The organism is Pseudomonas sp. Sample_20, assembly GCF_004307585.1.
GTDB classification, from domain to species: Bacteria; Pseudomonadota; Gammaproteobacteria; order Pseudomonadales; family Pseudomonadaceae; genus Aquipseudomonas; species Aquipseudomonas atacamensis.
In genome coordinates this window covers 57413-80271 of the sequence record NZ_RCOA01000003.1, presented here as the reverse complement: position 1 = coordinate 80271, position 22859 = coordinate 57413, and the positions used below count along the sequence as shown (strand labels likewise).

The following is a 22859-nucleotide window of genomic DNA, read 5'->3' as shown; positions in this document are numbered from 1 at the left end:
GTCATGGAAAATAATCAGCCGATCATCGTCAAGCGCGTCAAGCGCATTGCCGCCGGGCACCACGGCGGGGCGTGGAAAATCGCCTTCGCCGACTTTGCTACGGCGATGATGGCGTTCTTCCTCGTGCTGTGGCTGCTGTCCACCGCTACGCCGGAACAGAAGATCGCCATCGCCGGTTATTTCAAGGACCCGGTCGGCTTCTCCGAAAGCGGCACGCCGTACATCATCGACCTCGGAGGTACACCGACCCTGGCGCCGGAAAACACCCTCAACCCGGAAGTGAAGTCGCAGCCGCAACCGGACAAGGTCACGGTCGACACCGATCAGGTTGAAGGCATGGCCGAGCAGGTCGAGAAGGAGCGTCTCGAACTGCTCCTGCAAGAACTGCAGAACAAGGTCGACGAGAACCCGCAACTGCAGAAATTCAAGGATCAGATCCTCTTCGAAATCACCCCGAACGGCTTGCGCATCCAGATCATGGACGCCGAGAATCGGCCGATGTTCGACTCCGGATCCGCACGCCTGAAACCGTACTTCGAAGACATCCTGCTGGCCATGGCCGACACCATCAAAGCGGTGCCGAACAAGATCAGTATCAGCGGCCACACCGACGCCAAGCCGTACATTGGCACTGGCGATTACGGCAACTGGGAACTCTCGGCCAACCGTGCCAACGCCGCGCGTCGTGCATTGGTGGCGGGCAGCTATCCGGATGCACAGGTGGCGCGGGTGGTCGGTTATGCCTCGTCGGCGTTGTTCGATCGGGAAAATCCGTTCAACCCGGTCAACCGCCGCATCGATATTGTCGTGCTGACCAAGAAAGCCCAGGCTGCCATCGAAGGTGCGCAGGGTCCCGAGGCAGCGAAACCGGCGGATCAGGGTCAGAACGGTGCTGCTCCGGCAGCCCCGGTTGATCCCAATGCCTTGCCGGCGGACAAACAGCCAGTGCCGGCTCACGAGTTGCGCGAGCGGTTGAATCTGTTTGACGATGCGGCGCCGAAACCGGCCGAGCCGGGGAGTGCAGCGCCTGCGCCGAAGCAGTAAGTGAAAAAAAGCCGACAGTGATGTCGGCTTTTTTGTGGCTATCGCTTCATGCCCCCGACCATTTTCTTCGCGTTACTAAAATAATCGGGGACAGGCCGGTACAGTCTCAGAATCCCCGACGAATCCGGTTCTTCAACTGTTCATGAAACATCTCCGCATCGCGCTTGTAAGCCCCTTTCACCGATTCGCTGATCGAATCCAGTGCCATCGACCGCTTGTTCGACACCTCATCACGATACGCGTCGATGAAGAAATCCAGATCGCTGGCCGTGCTCAGCTTCGGCCACTTGTCCAGATAGATCGGCAGTTGCGCAGGTCCGGTCTTGAACGTACAGATCCGCCGATTGCTGATCGTCGCCTCGCCGATTTCGAACGGCACCCACCACGACAGCGCAGTCTTCTCCGACACCACTGCCAGCAAATGCGTGCATTCGGTGATGTTGCGAGTGATGACCCCGGTGATGTCGTCCGTGGTCTGCGATTCCGGATCCAGCACGTCGAGGTAAGTCCTGATCTTCGCCTGGGTCAGACGGGTATTGATGGCAATCGCATGAGCGCGATCCATATGGCGGTAGCTGATAAAGACTGGCATCAGAAATGTCCTTTGAGGGCGAGTTCGCGGTAATAGGCGCCGAGTGCCGTCAGGCGGCAGCCGGTCGAGTGAATGGCGGCGTAGTACATGTGCTCGGCGTCGACCGGTTCGATCAGGCTGTGGCGGTTGCACTTCTGCAACTGGGCGAAGACCTCGCCGTGCTCAGGCACGAACGCCTTTTCGGTGGGTTCGTAGCTGGGGTCGAGCGGCAAGACCGATTCGGCTTCGGCAAACCAGTCGGGCAATTTGCGCAGGATCTCCTTGGGAATCAGCGGCGAGACTTCGCGCAGGGAAATGAACTGCGACACATTGGTCTTGAACACCGGACGCTGTTCCCAGGCACCGAGGGCGTTGTCGACGAAGGAATACAGGCTGCCGGGGGTGATTTTGCCGAGGATATTCGCCGCGCCGCCATGCAGCGCTTGCAGGAGCAGGCCGGTGAACACGCCGTGCTGCGCGCCCTCCAGCGCCGGCTCGGCTTTTTTGCAGGCGGTGAGGATGGTCATGCCTTCGCTGACCATGCTGCTCTCGCTGCGCAGGGCGCGCACTTCGCCGGCGGAACCGCTTTCGCAGCAGTCGAGGATGATCACTTTGTTTTTGATCCGCGTGGCTTTGTCCGCCCAGTTGATAATGTCGCTGATGCGGATGCCGTTCTGGGCGTTGCGGTAGTCCTGCGGGATCAACATGCCTTCGTTTGTGTCGGCATCGAAACCGCCATGACCGGCGAAATACAGCAGGGCGACGTTGCAGTCACCGGAAAACAACTCGCGGATCTGGTCTTCGAGTTTTTCCCGGCTCAGGTAATCCTCGGCAGACGTCAGTACGACATTTTTGAAGTTGGGGTCGCCGTTGGCGTTGCTTTTCAATACCGAAGCCATAGCCATGGCGTCGTTGCAACAGCCGCTCAGCCCGCCGATATGCGTGTAATCGTTGATACCGATGAACAATCCTTTGCGCATGGTCACACCGCCTTGTGCAGGCGGATCGCGCCGGGGGTTCTGTGGGTATTGCTCGGGCGGGCGCAGCGAGACAAATGGCTGATGAACACAAGATGTTTTTTCATGGCTTTCCTCGATGGTCGCTGTGAGCGAAGGAGGAAAGAAATGTAGGCCGCTGGCTCAGGCCTACAAGGTCTGCGCGGCAAAACAGAAAGGTCCTGCAAGCAATCGCGCAAGTGCCTACAGAAGAAGCTGACGTTTAAGAGGAGAGGGGTGAGTCAGATGCAGTCCGACAGCCGGCAACCCATGGCACAGGGCTGCCGGCGTGGCTGTTTAATAGCCGTTTTCAGGCAGGCTGGCGATGATCGAGCGATAGCTGTTCATCCGTTGCTGCTGGATGCGGCCATCTTCCAGCGCCTTGAGCAGTGCACAACCCGGCTCGCGATCGTGCTTGCAGTCGCGGAAGCGGCAAGTGCCAAGCAGGTCGTCGAACTCGATGAAACCGGCTTCGACGTCGGCGCGGCTGACATGCCCCAGACCGAATTCGCGGATGCCCGGGGAGTCGATCAGTTCACCGCCACCGGGGAAGTGGAACAGCCGCGCAGTGGTGGTGGTGTGCGTGCCCTGACCGGACAGCTCGGACAATGGTCCGACGCGGGTTTCGACTTCCGGCAGCAGACTGTTGACCAGCGACGACTTGCCGACGCCGGACTGGCCGACGAACACGCTGATGCGTCCGTCGAGCTGCTTTTGCAGCTGCTCCATGCCATCGCCGTGGTGCGCCGAGACTTCCAGCACCGGATAACCCAGCGTGCGATACACCGCCAGCAACGCGTTCAGCGCCGGGGCGTTCTGCTCGTCGATCAGGTCGAATTTGTTCAGCAGCAAAAGCGGGCGGATGCGGGCATGTTCAGCGGCGACCAGATAGCGGTCGATCAGGTTGGCGTGAGGCTCGGGCAGCGGCGCGAACACGATGACGATCATGTCGACGTTGGCAGCAACCGGTTTGAGCTGGCCACGGCTGTCGGGGCGGCACAGTTCGGTGCTGCGCGGCAGTTGCGCGACGATCACGCCGATGCCTTGGTTGCCGGCGCGCCAGACGACTTTGTCGCCGGTGACCAGCGCCGGCAGGTTGGCGCGCAAGTGGCAGCGGAACACTTGGCCGGCGAGTTCGCCGTCAACAGCTTCGACTTCGACCTGCACGCCGAAGTGGGCGATCACCAGGCCGTGCTGCTCAGGGCCAAGGTCGCCGCCCTCGAGGGCCTCGACCGCCGAGGACTCGCGTTTGGCGGCGCGTGCGGCGCGCTCGCCCTGAATCTTTTCGATGCGCCAGTTTTGACGACGATTGAGTTGGCGTTTGGCCATGGGTGTTCCGTCTGAAGAATGCAGCGATTAGGTAAAACGGCCGCGAGTTTAGCACGCCCGGCCACCGGCCTAGGCTAAACTGCGCAGCATTGCCTAGGAGCCCGAATATGCAAAACCCGCAGAACCTGATCTGGATCGACCTGGAAATGACCGGTCTGGACCCGGACAACGATGTCATCATCGAAATGGCCACCATCGTCACCGACAGTGAGCTGAATACATTGGCCGAAGGCCCGGTGATCGCCATCCATCACAGCGACGAAGTGCTCGCGCGCATGGACGAATGGAACACCCGCACCCACGGCAACTCCGGTCTGACCCAGCGTGTGCGCGACAGCCGCATCAGCATGGCTGAGGCAGAAGCTGAGACCATCGCCTTTCTGGAAAAGTGGGTGCCGAAGGGCAAATCGCCGATCTGCGGCAACAGCATCTGCCAGGACCGTCGCTTTCTTTATACCCACATGAAGGCGCTGGAAAGCTACTTCCACTACCGCAACCTCGACGTCTCGACGCTCAAGGAACTGGCCGCACGCTGGGCTCCGGATGTGCGCGACAGCTTCAAGAAGGGCAGCACGCACCTGGCGCTGGACGACATTCGCGAATCGATCGCCGAGTTGCAGCATTACCGCAAGCACTTCATCAAGTTCTGAGGGAGCGGCTTTCCGCCTTCGCGAGCCTGCTCGCGAAAGGCGCGCCCTCTTCTGGTGCGGCGCTGAAATGGCTAGACTGCGCGCCTTCCTGCCTGGACTGCCATCATGTTGCTGATGCTCTATCTGATCGCCATTACCGCCGAAGCCATGACTGGCGCGCTGTCCGCCGGACGACGAGGCATGGACTGGTTCGGCGTGGTGCTGATCGCCTGCATCACCGCGCTCGGTGGCGGTTCGGTGCGCGACGTGTTGCTCGGGCACTACCCGCTGACCTGGGTCAAACATCCGGAATATCTGGTGCTGACCTCGGTGGCAGCGATGTTCACCGTGTTCGCTGCGCGCTGGATGCGCCACCTGCGCTCGCTGTTTCTGGTGCTCGATGCAGTTGGACTGGTGGCATTTACCTTGATCGGTTGCATGACCGCGCTGGAAATGGGTCACGGCATGTTGGTGGCTTCCGTCAGCGGAGTCATCACCGGCGTCTTTGGCGGTATTCTTCGCGATATCTTCTGCAACGATATTCCCTTGATCTTTCGCCGCGAACTTTACGCCAGCGTCTCTTTTGCTGCGGCGTGGTGCTACATGTTGTGTCTTTATCTCAATGTGCCAGGTGAACAAGCCATTCTGATCACTTTGTTTGGCGGATTCCTGTTGCGTCTGCTGGCCATTCGTTTCCATTGGGAAATGCCGAAGTTCGTTTATAACGACGAACACTGATAGATCGTGCGTTCTTGTCATTGAAGTTGATTAATGGCAAATATGTTGTTTGTGACTGGCGCGCGCATATTTCTTACACTTTTCACTTTGATCTTTGCTTGATGGATATGTAGTTTTTTTCGCTGACATATTTTCGATGTCAGTATCAAATTATATTCTTACAAAGGAGCTGCATTGTGAGTGAAAGCATGGATGTTACAGATAATCAAAATGACAACCCGCCCACTCTGGCGGGGCTGTCCAGTTTAAAAGTCAAGTTTGATGCCGGTAATAATACTCAAAGCAGGGCACTTGTCGCTAATGGCCGAATGCAGGTCAAAGTTCAAGTACTCGTTGCCGGAGTAGACGCCGACGGCAACGCAATGCATGTACCCGCAGATGTAATGGAAAGCATCCAGCTTATTCATTACGCGACCGGCAAGACCTTGCGCGATGGCTGGGTCGCGAGCGCAGTCCAAGGGCGGTTTACGCGTGAGGCACGTCCTGCACCTGACGCCGAAGACAGGCACGACGATGATCTTGAGAATGACAGCGTTCATCCACAGGTTCGTACGTTCTGGGTTTCCTCATCGAGCGCCGGAACGACTGAGATCGGTGCGCGCCTGTCCGTGAACGGGGAAACAATCCTCAGTAACGGAACCACGCCTGCCAGTGTTCATTACAGCAGCGTGACTGTAGAAGCGGAAACGCCTTCGACATATGGTGTAGACGGAGTATTTCGGTTGTACCAGACCAGGATGGGTAATGAGTCGCCCGGCAACCGTATCTGGAAGTACCATTTGGGACTGTACCCGGGTGGGAAGCAGATCCGGCTGGTCGACTGGATTGCAGAGGGGGCAGAAGAGGGCAAGGATTACGATTTTGCGGGTGGTAACCGGCTTAACGAAATAAAAACAAATTACATGGAATGCATTTTCGTGCGTCCCGAGCAATCCAGTGTCGTCGTCTCTTTGCCTGACAGGGGTGATCCGTTTGCATACACTTTTACCAGTGATGCGCAAACATGGAATTCGAAGCATTATCACGTTAATACTCAAAGCGACGGAGAGTTGACCATCGTCCAGGCTCTATCCGAATACTCGAAAAGCACCGGGCCACAAAAATATGGCGGCGTCCTCCACTTCATCGCCATCGATGAATATGGTACCGAGCATAAATTGGCAATCCGCGTGAATTTTCACGAGCGTAATTTATATCTTCAACGAGGCTGAGTTCGTTCACTGATGCAATGTCGGTGAATGTAGTAGATGTATATGCGTTTGGCATTTCGACTGCAGATAAGCTGCCATGTCGATGATCAGGCATATGCACGAAAGTGCTTTTCTGATGACTCGCGTTGGCCCTGCACTCTGTGTGGCCAGCGCACCCCCTCTCAAGGATGAGCGATCATGACTGGCAAACCGCCGAAGATCAAACCTGTATCTATCCCAACCAAACCCTCCGATTCCAGCATCGATGTCTCCCACCGACCGTTGTCCTCGTCTCCGACAGTGGCGCATTTGACTGTTGCACATCATCAGGAACCGCTGCATTCGCCGTCTTCATCAGATCCGCTGGCGATAAAGCCTGGCGTCAATGTGAGCACGACCACGACGTATTCCACATTCGACGAATTCCCAAGGTTTTCCGTGAACGATTCCCTGGAAAGCTACTGGATACCCTCGCAAGAGGGTCTCGATGAGTCCGTTGCTCTGGGTATCAAAACCTTGAAGCATCGCCAGTATGTTGCCGTGGCTGATAACCACATCGTGCAAGTGGTCCGAGACGCTGAGAGCGGTCTGCTTCGCGCCACGCATGCCAGAGAACTGCATCCTTCCGGTCCGCTGTTGAGGCCTGACAGCGAGGGCCGGTTGTGGCACCCGCTGGACGACCCTGAGTCGACCAATCCGCTTGCAACTGTCTATTCCGAACACAAACGCGCGGCAGAGCTGCTTACCGGCGCGGAATATTCAATAGAAGATTTTTCTCCATTGATGATCAAACGCTTGCTCGCAGTGAGCGGCGTAAGCACAACGATGCTGCACAGGTCCGGGATTCATCCCACCTCGCTGGCATTGCTGCAGGACACAGCGAGGCGTTTTGCCCTCGATCAAAAGATCCAGCTGTTCATCACCCAGGTGCAACATTCCGACCCCGCCGTGCGGGCGCAGGCCGATTCACGACTGCAGGCTTTGTTGCCGCCACGGGCAGATGATCTGAGCGAGCGCGTTATCGAACAATCCAGCGCCTTGCTTTTTGAGCAGAGTGAGCGGGCGTTCGAACTCGATTGCGATGACAGCACATTGAAGATGCGGCGGATTTTTCCTGACCTGCCCAAGACAATCGCTCAGGCGTTGTGGCGAGAGGCCAGTGCCGCCGACCATATGCATTTGCGCCTGCGGCCGGGAATGCCGAGGCACATGGCAGAAAAGACGCTGGTGGCGCTGCGCGAGGTGCGTCTCGCCAGGGCGTGCGCAGGAATCTATCTGGATTCGGTAGCCACTCTGGACAGTGATCTGCTGGCTTTGCAGATGATCGGCCAGCTTGAACTGTGGCCGCGACACATTCGTATCGAGATTCGTCGGCAAGCGTCAGAGGGTGAGTTGTTATGTGCTATTGGCGATGCTCGATCGCCAGTGCGTCACACATTTATTCGTCAGCATGAAGGCTACGTTATCCAACTCAGCGGCGTCCCGTCATCCCAAGGTCGGACGGATCTATTTGCCGCCGTCTGGCTCCTTTTACTGCCCGGGCAGCGCCAGTTGCTCGGTGTAGCGCAGGGCGGTGGTGCGGCTCTGCGGCAGCTGGTACGTGCACAGCCATTGCCGTCGCGCCAACATGTGAGCGAATTGCTGGGACTGGCACCGGTGCAGGTGACGGCGATTCCGGCCAGCGCCCAATACGTGCAAGCGGGGCTGCGAGGGGGCGGCGATGTCAACCCGACGTCGACAAAATCCGTTGAAGAGCGTGTCCGTGATCTTTATCCGCAGCTTGCCGAACAAGAACTGGCCATGTTCATTTCCGAGCGTCTGAAGTCGGACCCAGTCAGGGTCTTGGCTCGCCTGGAGACAGAATTGGCAACACTGCGTAGTGAGTTGGCGATCTGGAGTGCTGAAGAATTATCGACTCAAGCGGATGCATCGCAGGACCCAGCGCAATTCGCAGAACAACGCCAGGCTCGCGAGCGGTTCAGCGCAAAGCTGCAAGATATCTGGCAACGCAAGTCGGTTTCGAGGTGGGGGTACGGTGACTATCATTTTTCCCATCATGTCGATTTTTCCGCTGAGTTACCAAAACTATCCGCCAGGTTCGACTACGTAACAGAGTTGATACTGACTGTGGAAAAACCAGGCGCACGCATCGGCGCTTTTTTTGACAGTTTTCCCAATGTTCAATATTTGATGGTCACTGGTATAAAGATGGAGGACTTCCCGTCAGGAGTACTCCAAATGCGCCAGCTGCGTCAGCTTGTGCTGAACGATTGCTCGCTTGAATTATCTGAAGCCACGGCTGAAGGTTTGTCCAGGATCGAGACGCTCACTTTGTTGAATCTTGCCAACAACCCTCTCACTGTTGCTCCGCATGTAGGCTTCATGACAGGTTTGACCGAGTTGATGCTATATAACGCAAATCTTTCCAGCCTGCCCTCCGGTATAGACAGGCTTGGAGACCTTCGTGTCATGGCGTTACAGGGTAATAATATTTCGCACGTAGGAGACGATCTGTTCGATATTCCGGATACGCAAGACCTATACATTGGTTTGTTGAATAATCCGCTGAGTAACGAGTCGATGCGGCGGATTAATCAATATCTTGAAAATTCCAGTATGGACCGAAAGGTAGAAATCCAAACGGTCGAAGCAGTTTCAGACGTTGATTCCGAAAGTGATTCGTCGGAGAGCGGATTTTCAACAGTTTCAGATAGCGACTGAGTGTTGTCGAAAGTAACGGGTCGATCACGCTGCTAACATGATTTGGCAAACATAAACTACTCGCTAACTCCCCTTCTGATTCGGTTTGATTGAATTCGGAAGGGGTAACAGGCCATCTTGGGCAGAATCAAAGGGGTCGAAGGTTTAGTGTTGAAGTGCGTTACATTCAGATCGCATTTTTTGAAGTTGTTAGCATCTGTGTGAATTATTCATGATGATGTTGAAAGATTACTTCTTCACAAAATGTCAAATGTCGCGACTTCTTATATTCAGGTTCGATGTTAATACTCTGCTGAGCCCTAAAGGGGTGAAATATATTAATCAGCTGAGGTGTTATCAAATGTTTTACGAGGAAGTAGGTATATCCCGTATCGAGGTAAAACTCGACACCACGAATCATGGTCAGCACAAAGTGCTTTATGCCAACGGTCGCATGCAGGTGCGTGTGTTAGTGCTACTACACGGGATCGATAACAATGGCGACGGCGTATCGCTGCACGGACATCCCGCATTGCAGTCACTGCGGCTGATTGCCTATAACGGCGCTCGCCCACTGGAGGGAGACTGGAGTGTAGCGATTCAGGAAAATCGTTACGCTCACGAAATGTCGGGTGGGGCAACGCGGCTGACAGAAGTCCCGCGGGTCATTGACAATCGGATCAGCAACGCCGCAGATCCGGTACAGATTTTACAATTCTGGGTTTCGGCTTCCCGACCTGGAATCATGGAAGTGGCTGCCGAGATTTCCTTGAACGGCGCGGTATTGCGAAGTAATGGGGTTGGTTTCGACAGCAGTGTCACGCTGGAGGCGATTCCGCCGAAAGAGTACTCGCTGAGTGACTTTTCGTTGAGCAAGTATGACAAGAAGCAGAATCGGGGCCTGTATGAGTGGGTTCAGCACTATCATATTGGCCTGCGAGCGGATGGCAGGCAGGTTCACCTTCTTGACTGGTACAGCAGTGAAGTGAAACTTGATCCTTATGATTCCGAAGATGCGGTGCAGGTTTATGTGTCCGGGAATATTCCCGGTGAACAAGGTAGTCGCAAAACTTTTTATGGATATATGGCGCCTATATATGGCCTGCAGGCAACATTTCGCAGTCCCCATGGCTACGTCACCGTACCTATCAACAAAGTGCCTGGACAGTTGACGCTCGTTCAGTATGTTTCCGCTGACCCGCAAGCGGCGCGGGAAAGTGATAGCGCCTTCGAATTTGCCGTGATTGATGAATTCGGTTCGGAGCACCGGCTAAGTGTCGATGGTGATAAAAAGCAGCTCACTTTTATTCTGGATCAATCCAGGCGGTCAATGAAGCGACTTGTCTGACTTCTTGTCTGGTCAGCGTACTTCGCTGGCCAGTGTTGCCTGCCAAAATCTGAGTCTGGAAATAAAAGGACGATTCATTAATGGAAAGTAATTTCTCTCCCTCTGTTCATTCGAACGCTTTCAACTTCGGTGAGTTTGTTTCGGGAGGCGTTGATCCCCGTACGGGCATGTATACGTGTGCATTTTCGCTTGGCAAGTTGCACTCGGCAGATCTCAATGGTCCGGAGCTTGCACTTTCAGTGAGTTTCAATCCGCTCAATCAGGCCGATAGTGGTTTCGGCGTTGGCTGGTCTTTGACCCTGACCAATTATGACTTGCGCAGCAAAGTCATGACCTTGTCCAACGGTGAACGCTACAAGGCTGTCGAGACGTCTGGCGGCCTGAAGTTCAAGGAAATGAAACTGCAAACGGCGAAGGTGTCAGTCACTGGAGCAGGGCGCTATGAAGTTCGATACAAGGATGGTCGGCGGGAACTGCTCAAAGTGTTGGCCGGTACTCAGGTCGCTGTCGCGGAAAAAATAATCGCGGCGAACGGCGTGAGCATTACGCTGAAACATGAGTTGTTCAACCAGTCTCCCCGTTTGGCCGAAGTCCGTGATGCCACGCGCTGCCTTTTGAAAATTTCTCGTACGGCAGGTCAGGTGACGTTGTCGCGATATCCCGACATTACTTCGAGCTCCAACTTCAGGCTGATTCTGAAAAACAGTCGGGTAACGGCCATCGAGCTTCCGGTGGGTAAAGGTTGGGAACTCGAGTATGAAGTCATCGCTGGGGCCAGCTATGTTCATCGCATCGTCAACCCGCTGCGCGGGGTCGAAATCGTTCGCTACAAGCGGCACGGCCACCGCTTCATCAGCGGTGTGGAACAGACACTGCCGTTTGTTATCGCTCACGATGTCTACCCAGGGCGCGGCCAGCCCAGAGTGTGCAAGACATACACGTACTCCGACCATAACTTCCTTGGGCAGGGCCTCCTTCCAGCCAAGGATAGTGACCTGGATCCGCTCTATCTGGCGCCCAGCAACTACGTCTACACCTCGGACGAGCACTTGCTGGTCAGCGGCAAAGTACATACCCGCATTAAACGCACCTACAACAAATTCCATCTGTTGGTGGCTGAGGTTACGAGCTGTGGCGACGCGCAGATCGCCACTGCCACGGAGTATCACTGTTCCGTTACCAAGCCGTTCAGTGAGCAGGTGGCCCAGTTCCGCATGCCTAAAGTCCATACGGTGACGTACCTCGATCGGCGCACCCAACAGCAGCGTGTGGAAACCACGATCACTGAGTTCGATGGCGAAGGTAACTTGCTCAAGCAGGTGGAGCCCACGGGGGTGACGACTACGACGGAATACTATCCGGCCAGTGGCGGGGATAACTGCCCGGAGGATCCGCTGGGCTTTTCCAGGTTCCCGAAAAAGAGGACGGTGATTGCTGCCGCATCGCAAGGTGCTTCGACAGTCACCTACTACGACTACGCTTTGCATCCGGCGCTGGAGGGTGCCGAACTGGCCTCTGTGTTACCGATCGAGGAGCGTTTTTTCGAAGTGGTGGAGGGTGTAGAGGTGTTGCGTTCGAAAACCGCACGCAGCTATCTGAATACGCCCCAGGATCCACTCAAGCATGGAGCCACAAAAGAGCAAAGTGTCACCCTGAATGATAAAAAAACCGCTATCGAATTTTCCTATGAGCTTGAGGGTGACAGGCTGCGAGTCAGGTCCATCACGCGCGGATTCGACGGCGTGCTGCAGACCAGTGAGAAGGTGCTGTCGACGCTGACCGGATTACAGGTCTCTGAAGTCGGTGTCGATGGCGAGCACATCGAATATGAATACGATGCAATCGGCCGGGCCGTGGGCAAAACGGTTGCTGCCGGCACCCCCTATGCGGCCGCTACCCGGTGGGCCTATCTGGCCGCCAGCAAACAGCAGCCGGCGACAATGGTGACCACGGATCCTGCTGGCGGCGAGCAAAAAGTCGCCTATGACGGACTGGAGCGGGTGATCACCGTTCAGGAAAAGGACTGCGACCATCCCGACAAGGACGGTCTCATTCAGACACGCACGCTTTATTCTGCCCTGCATGATTCGGTCGGTCACAAGGTGAAAGTGACGCTGACTGATTGGCGTGATGGCAAGCCTTGTCCGGTCAGTACCCGCTACGAATTCGATTCCTGGGGCCAGGTCAGCAAGACGCTGCACGATGATGGGCGTATCGAACACAGCGAAGCGGATCCGGTGCTTCGCCAGCAAACCAATTGGCTCCAGGGCATGGGCAAGACGATCACCCTCGTCAATGATTTCGGTAAACCGCTGAGTGTCGAGAGCTTCAATCTGAAGAACAAGAGCCTGGGCAAAACCGTTTACACCTATGACGGTTATGGGCGCACAGCCAGCCAGACAGACCCTGTCGGCAACACCAGCCGATATGAGTACGACGTTTTTGACCGAATGACCCGCAATTTCCTGCCCGACGGCAGTAAGGTCGTGACCGAGTACGCCGAGCATAGTGATGAAGGGCTGGCGATCGACATCAAGGTCGGTGACAAAGTGCTGGGCCAGCAAACGTATGACGGTTTGGGGCGGTTGATCCAGAGTACTGTGGGCGGGCGAAAGTCCGAGGCTGGCTATGAAGCGGGCTTCACTCAGCCACAGTGGTACAAGAGTGCTGATGGCAAAAAAACCGAATTCACTTATTTGCGGGAACTGGGCGGTTTGCTGACTGAGCGCAAGGCAGAGGACCTGGTCACAACCATGACCTATGACCCCGTCAGTGGCAAACCCTTGACCTGTACCGAAAGCGGCAGGAGCCGCAGCTTTGCCTATCACCCTTCCGGGCGCCTGAAATCCGAAACGACGACCTTCGGCGCTGTCACGAAAGCAACGTCCAGTACCTGGTCCCTGCAGGGGCGACCGATCAGCCACGTTGATGTGCTCGGTACCGACAACAGATCCGAATACGATGAGTTCGGCCGCCTTCTATCCGCCTCGCAAGGCTTGCTGACAACCGAGTTCCACTACAACGCCCGGACGGGGATGCTGGAGTGGACGAAAACCGAAGACACCTCGATCAAGCGTCAGATGATCACCCGGTTCGTCTATGACGATATCGGTCGTGAAACCCGGCGTACATTCGAGATTCAGGGTCAGCCTGACCAGACCCTCGAATCGACTTACACGCTGGCTGGCAAACTGGCGCAGAAAGTGTCCAGACGTGGCACTCAACTCTTACGTGATGAACAGTTCACCTACGACGTGCGCGGGCGCTTGATCCAGTACGACTGTGCTGGCACCCAAAAGCCCCGTGACCCGTATGGCAAGGAAATTATCCAGCAGACGTTCACCTTCGATGCGCTGGACAACATTCTTACCGTGCAGACGAAGTTCCCGCTGGGCGTGAATCTGACCACCTTCAGTTATGACAATCCCGATCCGGTACAGCTCAGCGCAGTCAAACATTCCCATGTCGACTATCCACCAGCAGCGACGCTGGAATACGACGCCAACGGCAGGATGATCAAGGACGACCAGGCGCGAACGCTGGCCTATGACGCGTTCGGACGTCTTGAGCAATTGTCCGACGCGGGGGGATCAGTGTTCCGTGGCTACCATTACGACGGTTTCGACGATCTGGTTGAACTGTCGCAACCCGATAAGGCGACTGTGCAGCGTTACTACCACGCAGGCCGGGTCGCCAATGAGGTCAGTGGTGAAAATTCATCCAGTGTCGTGCGTCACGGTGGCGCGCTTGTGGGACAGCGGCAACTCGGTCTGAACGGCAGCGCGCAGCTGTTTGGCACCGATCAGCAGCAAAGCGTGCTGGCAACACTGGGTAAGGAGCACCTCACCGATTGCGCCTACAGTCCTTATGGGCACCGTCCTGCCGACGGCGGATTGTTCAGCCTGGCGGGGTTCAACGGCGAACAGCTGGATCCGGTTACCGGGCTGTATCTGCTGGGCAACGGTTACCGGGCCTATAGCCCGACACTGATGCGTTTTCTTTGCCCCGATAGCATGAGTCCGTTCGGTGCGGGCGGATTGAATGCCTACAGTTATTGCCTGGGGGACCCGGTCAATCGGGTTGACCCTACCGGGCATGTCTCCTGGCAATCGATCCTGGGCATCGGCCTCAGTATTCTCGGGATTGTTGCCAGCGTGGTGACGATGGGCGCGGCGACGCCATGGGCAGTGACGGCACTGGGGCTGGCGGTTGCTTCAGGCCTGGCGGGTATTGCCAGCGAGGTGGTCAATGAACTCGCACCGGGTTCTCAAGCGGGCGAGATATTGGGCTGGATCAGTTTTGGTCTCGGGCTGGCTTCGGTGGGGGCAGGGCTGGCAGCTGGTGCCAAAGCGGGCATCAATGCTGGCAGGAAACTGGCTGGCGCCTTCAAGCAAGGCCTGAGTAGTAAAGGCTCCAAAGCAGCGGGTCGAGAGATGGCCCGAGGTATGATCAAGGGCAAGGGAAACAAGGCGGCGGCCAAGGCTAAGGCGAAGGCCAGCGCGGCCGTTCAGGAAGAGGCCGAAAAACCATGGTCACTCGTCAGGGTCAATCCCAAAAATAACATGCTTGAGAAAAGGGGGCTTACGGGCTTGCTTGAAAAGGCCGAAACCTTCATGCAGCACATTGAGGCGGGTAACTCCCCAACGTCTTCTGCAGCGCTGATTCATGCCGAATACACGCCAATGTATGGCCCATCCGGATCAGCATCAAAGTCGATGCATCTCTATCTGTCGCAAGGAGACCGAATATATATGACCGAAAACGCTAAGGAGAGGATCGCGGTCATCAACCAGCTGGGTGGTCATTTAAAGGAAAAAAAGAAAGGGTAAGCCTGGAACACGCAGCGAAACGATACAAAGCGAAAGCAGGAACACTCAAGGTCCGGCTACGACTTGAACATCGCGCTCGCCGGTTTCGCAAGCTCGCGGCGGGCGTGCCGTTCCAGTGCCCACTCGACATGTTCCCTGACCAACTCTGACGGATAATCCCGTCGCGCCTTCAATGCTTCCAGCACCGGAATCGTTGAAGGCGCATTACCCAGTCCCACCGCCAGATTGCGTAACCAGCGCTCGTACCCGGCACGCCGCAATGGCGAACCTTCGGTGCTGCTTAGAAACTTCTCTTCATCCCACAAAAACAACTCGGCCAACTGTGCGTTATCCAGATTGTGCCGTGGCTTGAAATCGTTTTCCCCAGTCGGCCGGGCAAAACGGTTCCACGGGCAGACGATCTGGCAATCGTCGCAGCCAAACACGCGATTGCCAATCAACGGCCGCAACTCTTCGGGAATCGCGGTTTTCAGCTCGATGGTCAGATAGGAAATGCAGCGCCGCGCGTCCAGCACATAGGGGCCGACGAAGGCGTTGGTCGGGCAGATATCCAGGCACGCGGTGCAACGCCCGCAATGTTCGCTGCTGTGCGGTTCGTCCACCGGTAGCGGCAGGTCGACGAACAGTTCGCTCAAGAAAAAATAACTCCCGGCCTTGCGGTTCAACACCAAGGTATTTTTACCGATCCAGCCCAGTCCAGCCTGTTCGGCGATGGCTTTTTCCAGCACTGGCGCACTGTCGACAAAGGCACGAAAACCGAACGGGCCGATCTCTGCCTGGATCCTGTCGGCCAATTGTTGAACACGTTTACGGATCAATTTGTGGTAATCGCGGCCCAAGGCATAACGCGACACGTAAGCCTTTTCCGGTTCAGCCAGGCGTTTGGCCATTTCGGTATCGCCCGGCAAGTAGTCCATGCGCAGGGAAACCACGCGCAACGTGCCCGGCACCAGCTCGTCGGGGTGCGAGCGTTTGCTGCCATGGGCGCCCATGTAGTCCATTTCGCCGTGATAGCCGGCGTCGAGCCAGCGTTGCAGATGCTGCTCGTGCTCGGCCAGGTCCAGACCGCTGATGCCGACTTGCTGGAAGCCCAGCTCGCGGCCCCAATCCTTGATCGATTGGGCGAGGGCGGGCAGGTCTGTGGTGATGGCGGACATGAGGCGAGAGAAACCGGAGCTGAGGTGCGTATAATTCTGCCAGACATCGGAGCCCGAAGACGCATGCCGCAGACGAAAGATGAATTACCCGACGCGCTGTACCGCGCCGCGCAGGTGCGAGAACTCGACGCGCGGCTGATCGCCGCCGGCACGCCGGGCTTCGAATTGATGCAGCGCGCCGCCCGCGCGACATGGCGCGCACTGGTGCGCAAGTGGCCGGCAGCGAACGAACTGACGGTGCTCGCCGGGCACGGCAACAACGCCGGCGACGGTTATTTGGTGGCCGGGTTGGCGCTGCGGGCCGGTTGGACGGTGCGCGTTCTCGCCGTCGGCGATCCGCAGCGTTTGCAGGGCGATGCCGCACTGGCCCATGCCGAATCGGTGGCTGCTGGTGTTGTGGTGCAAGGCTGGCAGGCACAAAGCGAGCTGCGCTGTGTCGTCCTCGATGCGTTGCTCGGCACTGGCCTGAGCGGCGAAGTGCGTGAGCCCTATGCATCGGCGATCAGGGCGATCAACGCCTGCGGCTTGCCGGTAGCGGCGGTCGATATCCCGTCCGGGCTATGTGCCGATACCGGGCGTGAACTGGGCGTCGCGGTCCGCGCCGATCTAACGGTGACCTTCATTGCTATGAAGGTCGGGCTGTTGACCGGTGATGCTGCGGATCATATCGGCGAACTGGTCTTCAGCGATCTGCAAGCCGCCGACGAAATTTTCAGTGACATTCCTGTCTGCGCTCAGCGCCTGAGCGCCGCTAATCTCCCAGCACTTGCGCCGCGTGCGCCGACCTCGCACAAGGGCCGCTTTGGCCACGTGTTGCTGATCGGCGGCGATCACGGTTTCGGCGGGGCGATTCTGCTCAGCACGGAAATGGCCTTGCGCGGCGGCGCGGGCATGGTTTCGCTGGCGACTCGCCCAGAGCATGTGCCGGCGGCGCTTACCCGGGTGCCGGAGGCGATGGCGCTCGGCACCTCGTCAGCCAATCAACTGATGGGTCTGCTGGAAAAGGTTTCGGTATTGGTGGTCGGGCCGGGCCTCGGTCAGGCCAGTTGGGGCCGTGCGCTGTTGTCGGCTGCCGCCAATGCACCATTGCCGCAGGTGTGGGACGCTGACGCGTTGAACCTGCTGGCCAGCGATTTTGTCCAGTTGCCCAAGGATTGCGTGATCACCCCGCATCCGGGGGAAGCGGCGCGCTTGCTTGGCGTCAGCACCACCGAGGTGCAGGCCGATCGCCCGGCCGCTGCTCTGGCGTTGAGCAAAAAGTATTCAGCGGTAGTGGTTCTGAAAGGTGCCGGCAGTCTGATCGCCCATCCAGATGGGCGTCTGGCCCTCTGTCATCAGGGCCATCCGGCGATGGCCACAGGCGGGTTGGGTGATGTGCTGGCCGGTCTGACCGGCGCATTGCTGGCCCAAGGCATGGACGCGTTCGATGCGGCATGCCTGGCTGTCTGGCTGCACGCCAACGCGGGTATGCAACAAGGCAAATTCGGCCGTGGGCTGGCGGCCAGTGATCTGATTCCAGCCATTCGTCAGTTGTTGGAGGAGCAAGCACCGTGTCTGAAGTAACCCTGTACCTGGCCGATGAACAGGCGATGAGCGACTTTGGCGCACGGATCGCCCGCGTCACCCAGGGCCATGGCCTGATTTTTCTCGAAGGCAATCTGGGTATGGGCAAAACCACCCTGTCGCGGGGCATCATTCGCGGTTTGGGGCATGTTGGCGCGGTAAAAAGTCCGACCTTCACATTGGTCGAGCCCTACGAGATCGGTGACATTCGTGCCTTCCACTTCGACCTGTATCGCCTGGTCGATCCCGAGGAGCTGGAGTTTCTCGGCATCCGTGACTACTTCGAAGACGATGCCCTGTGCCTGATCGAGTGGCCCGATAAAGGTGCAGGCTTTTTGCCAAAGCCTGACCTGACCATTACCATTAGCCCGCAAGACAGCGGGCGTTCGCTGAAAATTTTAGCCCAGGGCTCGCGTGGCGAGGCCTGGTGTGCCGCTTTGGCATTGGAATCCAATTAAATGATGGGGTTTGGTATGCGCTTTCGCGCGTTGGTGGCTGCCGCTGGACTGATGTTGATGGCAGTAACCGTCAACGCTGTGGCCGATTCAAAGGTCAACAGCGTGCGCCTGTGGCGGGCGCCGGACAACACGCGACTGGTCTTTGACCTCAGTGGCCCGGTGCAGCACAGCGTTTTCACCCTGACAGCCCCGGACCGGCTGGTGATCGACATCAACGGCGCCACCCTCGGCGCGCCGTTGAACGTGCAGACCGCCAACACGCCGATCACTGCGATGCGCTCGGCCCAGCGCACCCCGACCGACCTGCGCGTGGTCATCGACCTGAAAAAAGCCGTCACCCCGAAAAGCTTCTCGCTGGCGCCGAACGCGCAGTATGGCAACCGTCTTGTGGTCGATCTGTTCGACAACCCGGCCGATGCCGCGCCGCCGCCAGCCCCGACGCCATCGGTGGCGACCGTGCCGGCAGTGCCGGTGACCCCGACCGAACCGGCGATCAAGCTGCCGCCAGCCCCGGCTGGCAAACGCGACATTATCGTGGTGATCGACGCCGGCCACGGTGGCGAAGACCCGGGTGCGTCCGGTTCGCGCGGCCAGCGTGAGAAAGACGTGGTACTGCAGATCGCTCGCGAGCTGCAGCGTCAGGTCAACGGCATGAAAGGCTTCCGCGCCGAGCTGACCCGTACCGGCGACTACTTCATTCCATTGCGCGGGCGTACCGAAATCGCCCGCAAGAAGGGCGCCGACCTGTTCGTCTCGATCCACGCCGACGCCGCGCCGTCCGCAGCCGCGTTCGGTGCGTCGGTGTTCGCCCTCTCTGATCGTGGCGCTACGTCCGAGACCGCCCGTTGGCTGGCCGACAGTGAAAACCGTTCCGACCTGATCGGCGGTGCCGGCAACGTCAGTCTCGATGACAAAGACCGCATGCTCGCCGGCGTGTTGCTCGACCTGTCGATGACCGCGTCGCTGACTTCCAGCCTCAACGTCGGCCAGAAGGTGCTGACCAACATCGGTCGCGTTACGCCGCTGCACAAACAGCGTGTGGAACAAGCCGGGTTCATGGTGCTGAAGTCGCCGGACATTCCGTCGATCCTGGTCGAAACCGGCTTCATCTCCAACGCCAACGAAGCGAACAAACTGTCCGCATCGAGCCACCAGCAAGCGCTGGCCCGTTCGATCAGCAGCGGCGTGCGCCAGTTCTTCCAGCAGAATCCGCCACCGGGCACCTACATCGCCTGGCTGCGTGATTCCGGCAAGATTGCCCAAGGCCCGCGCGACCACCGTGTCGGCCCGGGGGAAACCCTGGCGATGATCGGCGTGCGCTATCAGGTCTCGCCGGCCACCTTGCGTGCTGCAAACAACCTGAAAAGCGACGAGCTGAAAGTCGGTCAGCACCTGACCATTCCAGGCACCGAACTGGCGTCCAAAGAATGAACCAGGTAATGAACACGGCGCGCATCGAGCTGCTCAGCCCCCGGCTGGCGAACCAGATTGCCGCCGGTGAGGTGGTTGAGCGCCCGGCTTCGGTGATCAAGGAGTTGCTGGAAAACAGCCTCGACTCCGGCGCCAAGCGTATCGACGTCGATGTCGAGCAGGGCGGCGTCAAGCTGCTGCGCGTGCGCGATGACGGCAGCGGTATTTCCGCCGATGACCTGCCGCTGGCCTTGGCCCGTCACGCCACCAGCAAGATTCGCAACCTCGAAGATCTCGAGCAGGTGATGAGCCTGGGTTTCCGTGGCGAGGCGCTGGCGTCGATCAGCTCCGTGGCGCGTCTGACCCTGACCTCGCGCACCCGCGATGCCGACCAGGCCTGGCAGGTCGAGACTGAAGGCCGTGACATGGCGCCGCGCGTGCAGCCGGCGGCGCATCCGGTCGGCACTTCGGTGGAAGTCCGCGATCTGTTTTTCAACACCCCGGCCCGGCGCAAATTTCTCAAGACCGAAAAAACCGAATTCGATCACCTGCAAGAAGTGATCAAGCGTCTGGCGCTGGCGCGCTTCGACGTGGCTTTTCATCTGCGCCACAACGGCAAAACCATCCTCAGCCTGCACGAGGCCCACGATGATGCGGCCCGTGCGCGGCGTGTGGCGGCGATCTGCGGTTCAGGTTTCCTGGAGCAGGCGCTGCCTATCGAGATCGAACGCAACGGCCTGCACCTGTGGGGCTGGGTCGGTTTGCCGACCTTCAACCGTAGCCAGGCTGACTTGCAGTATTTCTTCGTAAACGGCCGAGCAGTGCGCGACAAACTGGTGGCCCATGCGGTACGCCAGGCTTATCGCGACGTGCTGTTCAATGGCCGGCACCCGACCTTCGCGCTGTTTTTCGAGGTCGATCCTGCAGCGGTAGATGTCAACGTGCACCCGACCAAGCACGAAGTGCGCTTCCGTGACGGGCGCATGGTCCACGACTTCCTGTATGGCACGCTGCACCGTGCGCTGGGCGATGTGCGTCCGGAAGATCAACTGGCCGGCTCGGTCACCACGGCGATCGTTCGGCCGAGCGGGATCGAGGCGGGCGAATTCGGCCCACAAGGCGAGATGCGTCTGGCCGCCAATGCGCTGCTGGAGCAGCCGCAGGCGCAGCCGGCGTTCAATACATCATCCGGGGCCAGCGCTGGCGGCGCTTATCAGTATCAATACACGCCGCGTCCGCAATCGGCGCTGCCCGCTGCCGAGGCTCAAGCCGCTTACAAAGAGTTTTTCGCGCCGCTGCCTGAAGCCAATGCCAGCGCACTGCCGACCGGTCAGGAAGATATCCCGCCGCTCGGCTATGCACTGGCGCAGCTCAAGGGCATCTATATTTTGTCCGAGAACGCCCATGGTCTGGTGCTGGTGGACATGCATGCCGCCCACGAGCGGATCATGTACGAGCGCCTGAAAATCGCCATGGCCAGCGAAGGTCTCAGTGGCCAGCCGTTGCTGGTGCCGGAGTCGCTGGCGGTCAGTCAGCGCGAGGCCGATTGCGCTGAAGAACACGCCGCGTGGTTCCAGCGCCTTGGTTTTGAATTGCAGCGCCTGGGTCCGGAAACCCTGGCGATCCGGCAGATTCCCGCATTGCTCAAGCAGGCCGAAGCCAATCGACTGGTCGGCGACGTGCTTTCGGATTTGATGGAGTACGGCACCAGCGACCGTATCCAGGCGCACCTCAACGAACTGCTCGGCACCATGGCCTGCCACGGCGCGATCCGCGCCAACCGGCGTCTGGCTCTGCCGGAAATGAACGGCCTGCTGCGTGATATGGAAAACACCGAACGCAGCGGTCAATGCAACCATGGCCGACCGACCTGGACCCAGCTGGGTCTGGACGATCTGGACAAACTGTTCCTGCGCGGTCGTTGATGAGCCAGCTTCCTCCAGCGATCTTCCTGATGGGCCCGACCGCTGCGGGCAAGACCGATCTGGCCATCGAGCTGACCAAAGTGCTGCCGTGCGAATTGATCAGTGTCGATTCGGCGCTGGTCTACTGCGGCATGGACATCGGCACGGCCAAGCCTTCGAAAGAGTTGCTGGCGCAATACCCGCACCGGCTGATCGACATCCTCGACCCCGCTGAAGCGTATTCAGCCGCCGATTTCCGTCGCGACGCGTTGCAGGCCATGGCCGAAATCACTGGGCGAGGAAAGATCCCGCTGCTGGTCGGCGGCACCATGCTCTATTACAAGGCTCTGGTCGAAGGTCTGGCGGACATGCCGGCAGCCGATCCCGAGGTCCGTGCGCAGATCGAGGAAGAAGCTGCACGTCTTGGCTGGCAAGCCCTGCACGATCAATTGGCGCAAATCGATCCGGTGTCGGCGGCGCGCATCCATCCAAATGATCCGCAACGCTTGAGTCGGGCACTTGAAGTCTATCGAGTCAGCGGGCAGAGCATGACCGCCCTGCGCGAGCAACAATCTGCGCAAAGTACTGAAGCAGCCGCTTCGGGACGCCAACAATTGCCCTATACTGTCGCGAACCTGGCCATTGCTCCGGCGAATCGTCAGGTTCTGCACCAGCGAATTGAACAAAGATTCACAAATATGTTGGAACAGGGATTCATCGACGAGGTCGTAGCCCTGCGTAAAAGAAGTGACCTGCATTCCGGGTTGCCGTCTATACGTGCGGTAGGCTACCGCCAAGTCTGGGATTACCTGGACGGCAAGCTGACATTGGCCCAGATGCAGGAGCGGGGCATCATCGCCACGCGCCAATTGGCCAAACGCCAGTTTACCTGGCTGCGCAGCTGGGACGATTTGCATTGGCTGGACAGTCTTGATTGCGACAATCTGCCACGCGCCTTGAAATACCTTGGGACCATCTCCATATTGAGCTGAGT

Annotated in this window: 16 protein-coding genes; 12 read left to right on the top strand and 4 right to left on the bottom strand. The window is 58.1% G+C overall.

Annotation, left to right across the window (positions count from 1 at the left end; translation table 11 throughout):
• The first annotated feature begins 3 nt into the window (after positions 1–3).
• Positions 4–1044, top strand: a complete 1041-nt coding sequence (gene motB, locus D8U70_RS00545) for a flagellar motor protein MotB (protein ID WP_016771961.1) — start codon at positions 4–6, stop codon at positions 1042–1044.
• A 106-nt stretch (positions 1045–1150) separates the two neighbouring features.
• Here the strand turns inward: motB and D8U70_RS00540 are convergent, their stop codons facing one another.
• The 3 genes from D8U70_RS00540 to rsgA form a co-directional block, all read right to left on the bottom strand.
• A complete protein-coding gene (locus D8U70_RS00540; protein WP_130888311.1) occupies positions 1151–1636 on the bottom strand; it encodes a toll/interleukin-1 receptor domain-containing protein in 486 nt (161 codons plus the stop codon).
• On the bottom strand, positions 1636–2595 hold the full coding sequence (locus tag D8U70_RS00535) for a caspase family protein (RefSeq protein ID WP_073471669.1): 960 nt from the start codon (positions 2593–2595) through the stop codon (positions 1636–1638). The genes D8U70_RS00540 and D8U70_RS00535 overlap by 1 nt, the downstream gene beginning before the upstream one ends.
• Positions 2596–2907: 312 nt before the next feature.
• Positions 2908–3939, bottom strand: coding sequence for a small ribosomal subunit biogenesis GTPase RsgA (gene rsgA, locus D8U70_RS00530; RefSeq protein WP_130928084.1), 1032 nt, complete (start codon positions 3937–3939; stop codon positions 2908–2910).
• Positions 3940–4046: 107 nt separating this feature from the next.
• On the opposite strand from rsgA, the gene orn reads away from it, so the two are divergent.
• From orn to D8U70_RS00500, 6 genes are all read left to right on the top strand, one after another.
• On the top strand, positions 4047–4589 hold the full coding sequence (orn, locus tag D8U70_RS00525; protein ID WP_016771957.1) for an oligoribonuclease: 543 nt from the start codon (positions 4047–4049) through the stop codon (positions 4587–4589).
• 102 nt (positions 4590–4691) lie between these two features.
• Positions 4692–5306 carry a trimeric intracellular cation channel family protein gene (locus tag D8U70_RS00520; RefSeq protein ID WP_174823854.1) on the top strand — a complete coding sequence of 205 codons (615 nt, stop codon included), beginning with the start codon at positions 4692–4694 and terminating at the stop codon, positions 5304–5306.
• Between the two features lie 176 nt (positions 5307–5482).
• Positions 5483–6517, top strand: coding sequence for a hypothetical protein (locus D8U70_RS00515; RefSeq protein ID WP_130928083.1), 1035 nt, complete (start codon positions 5483–5485; stop codon positions 6515–6517).
• Positions 6518–6694: 177 nt separating this feature from the next.
• The gene (locus D8U70_RS00510; RefSeq protein ID WP_130928082.1) at positions 6695–9217 is read left to right on the top strand and encodes a leucine-rich repeat domain-containing protein; all 2523 of its coding nucleotides are present in this window, start codon (positions 6695–6697) and stop codon (positions 9215–9217) included.
• Between the two features lie 211 nt (positions 9218–9428).
• Complete coding sequence (locus D8U70_RS00505; protein ID WP_122751692.1) at positions 9429–10544, top strand: hypothetical protein; 1116 nt, start codon at positions 9429–9431, stop codon at positions 10542–10544.
• A gap of 80 nt (positions 10545–10624) precedes the next feature.
• Positions 10625–15373 carry an RHS repeat-associated core domain-containing protein gene (locus D8U70_RS00500; protein WP_130928081.1) on the top strand — a complete coding sequence of 1583 codons (4749 nt, stop codon included), beginning with the start codon at positions 10625–10627 and terminating at the stop codon, positions 15371–15373.
• 56 nt (positions 15374–15429) lie between these two features.
• Here D8U70_RS00500 and queG read toward each other — a convergent pair whose 3' ends face one another.
• Positions 15430–16530: a tRNA epoxyqueuosine(34) reductase QueG gene (gene queG / locus D8U70_RS00495; RefSeq protein ID WP_073471674.1), complete on the bottom strand. Its 1101-nt coding sequence runs from the start codon at positions 16528–16530 to the stop codon at positions 15430–15432.
• 63 nt (positions 16531–16593) lie between these two features.
• On the opposite strand from queG, the gene D8U70_RS00490 reads away from it, so the two are divergent.
• The 5 genes from D8U70_RS00490 to miaA are packed head-to-tail and all read left to right on the top strand — an operon-like array spanning position 16594 to position 22857.
• Positions 16594–18093: an NAD(P)H-hydrate dehydratase gene (locus D8U70_RS00490; RefSeq protein ID WP_130928080.1), complete on the top strand. Its 1500-nt coding sequence runs from the start codon at positions 16594–16596 to the stop codon at positions 18091–18093.
• Positions 18081–18551, top strand: a complete 471-nt coding sequence (tsaE, locus tag D8U70_RS00485) for a tRNA (adenosine(37)-N6)-threonylcarbamoyltransferase complex ATPase subunit type 1 TsaE (protein WP_016771950.1) — start codon at positions 18081–18083, stop codon at positions 18549–18551. Before D8U70_RS00490 ends, tsaE begins: the two co-directional genes overlap by 13 nt.
• Positions 18552–19982 (top strand): N-acetylmuramoyl-L-alanine amidase, encoded by a 1431-nt coding sequence (locus tag D8U70_RS00480; RefSeq protein ID WP_024011366.1) that lies wholly within the window; start codon positions 18552–18554, stop codon positions 19980–19982. It begins immediately after the preceding gene.
• Entirely contained in the window at positions 19979–21886 is a 1908-nt protein-coding gene (gene mutL, locus D8U70_RS00475; RefSeq protein ID WP_024011367.1) for a DNA mismatch repair endonuclease MutL, read from the top strand. The genes D8U70_RS00480 and mutL overlap by 4 nt, the downstream gene beginning before the upstream one ends.
• Positions 21886–22857 (top strand): tRNA (adenosine(37)-N6)-dimethylallyltransferase MiaA, encoded by a 972-nt coding sequence (gene miaA, locus D8U70_RS00470; protein WP_130928079.1) that lies wholly within the window; start codon positions 21886–21888, stop codon positions 22855–22857. Before mutL ends, miaA begins: the two co-directional genes overlap by 1 nt.
• Positions 22858–22859: the final 2 nt, after the last annotated feature.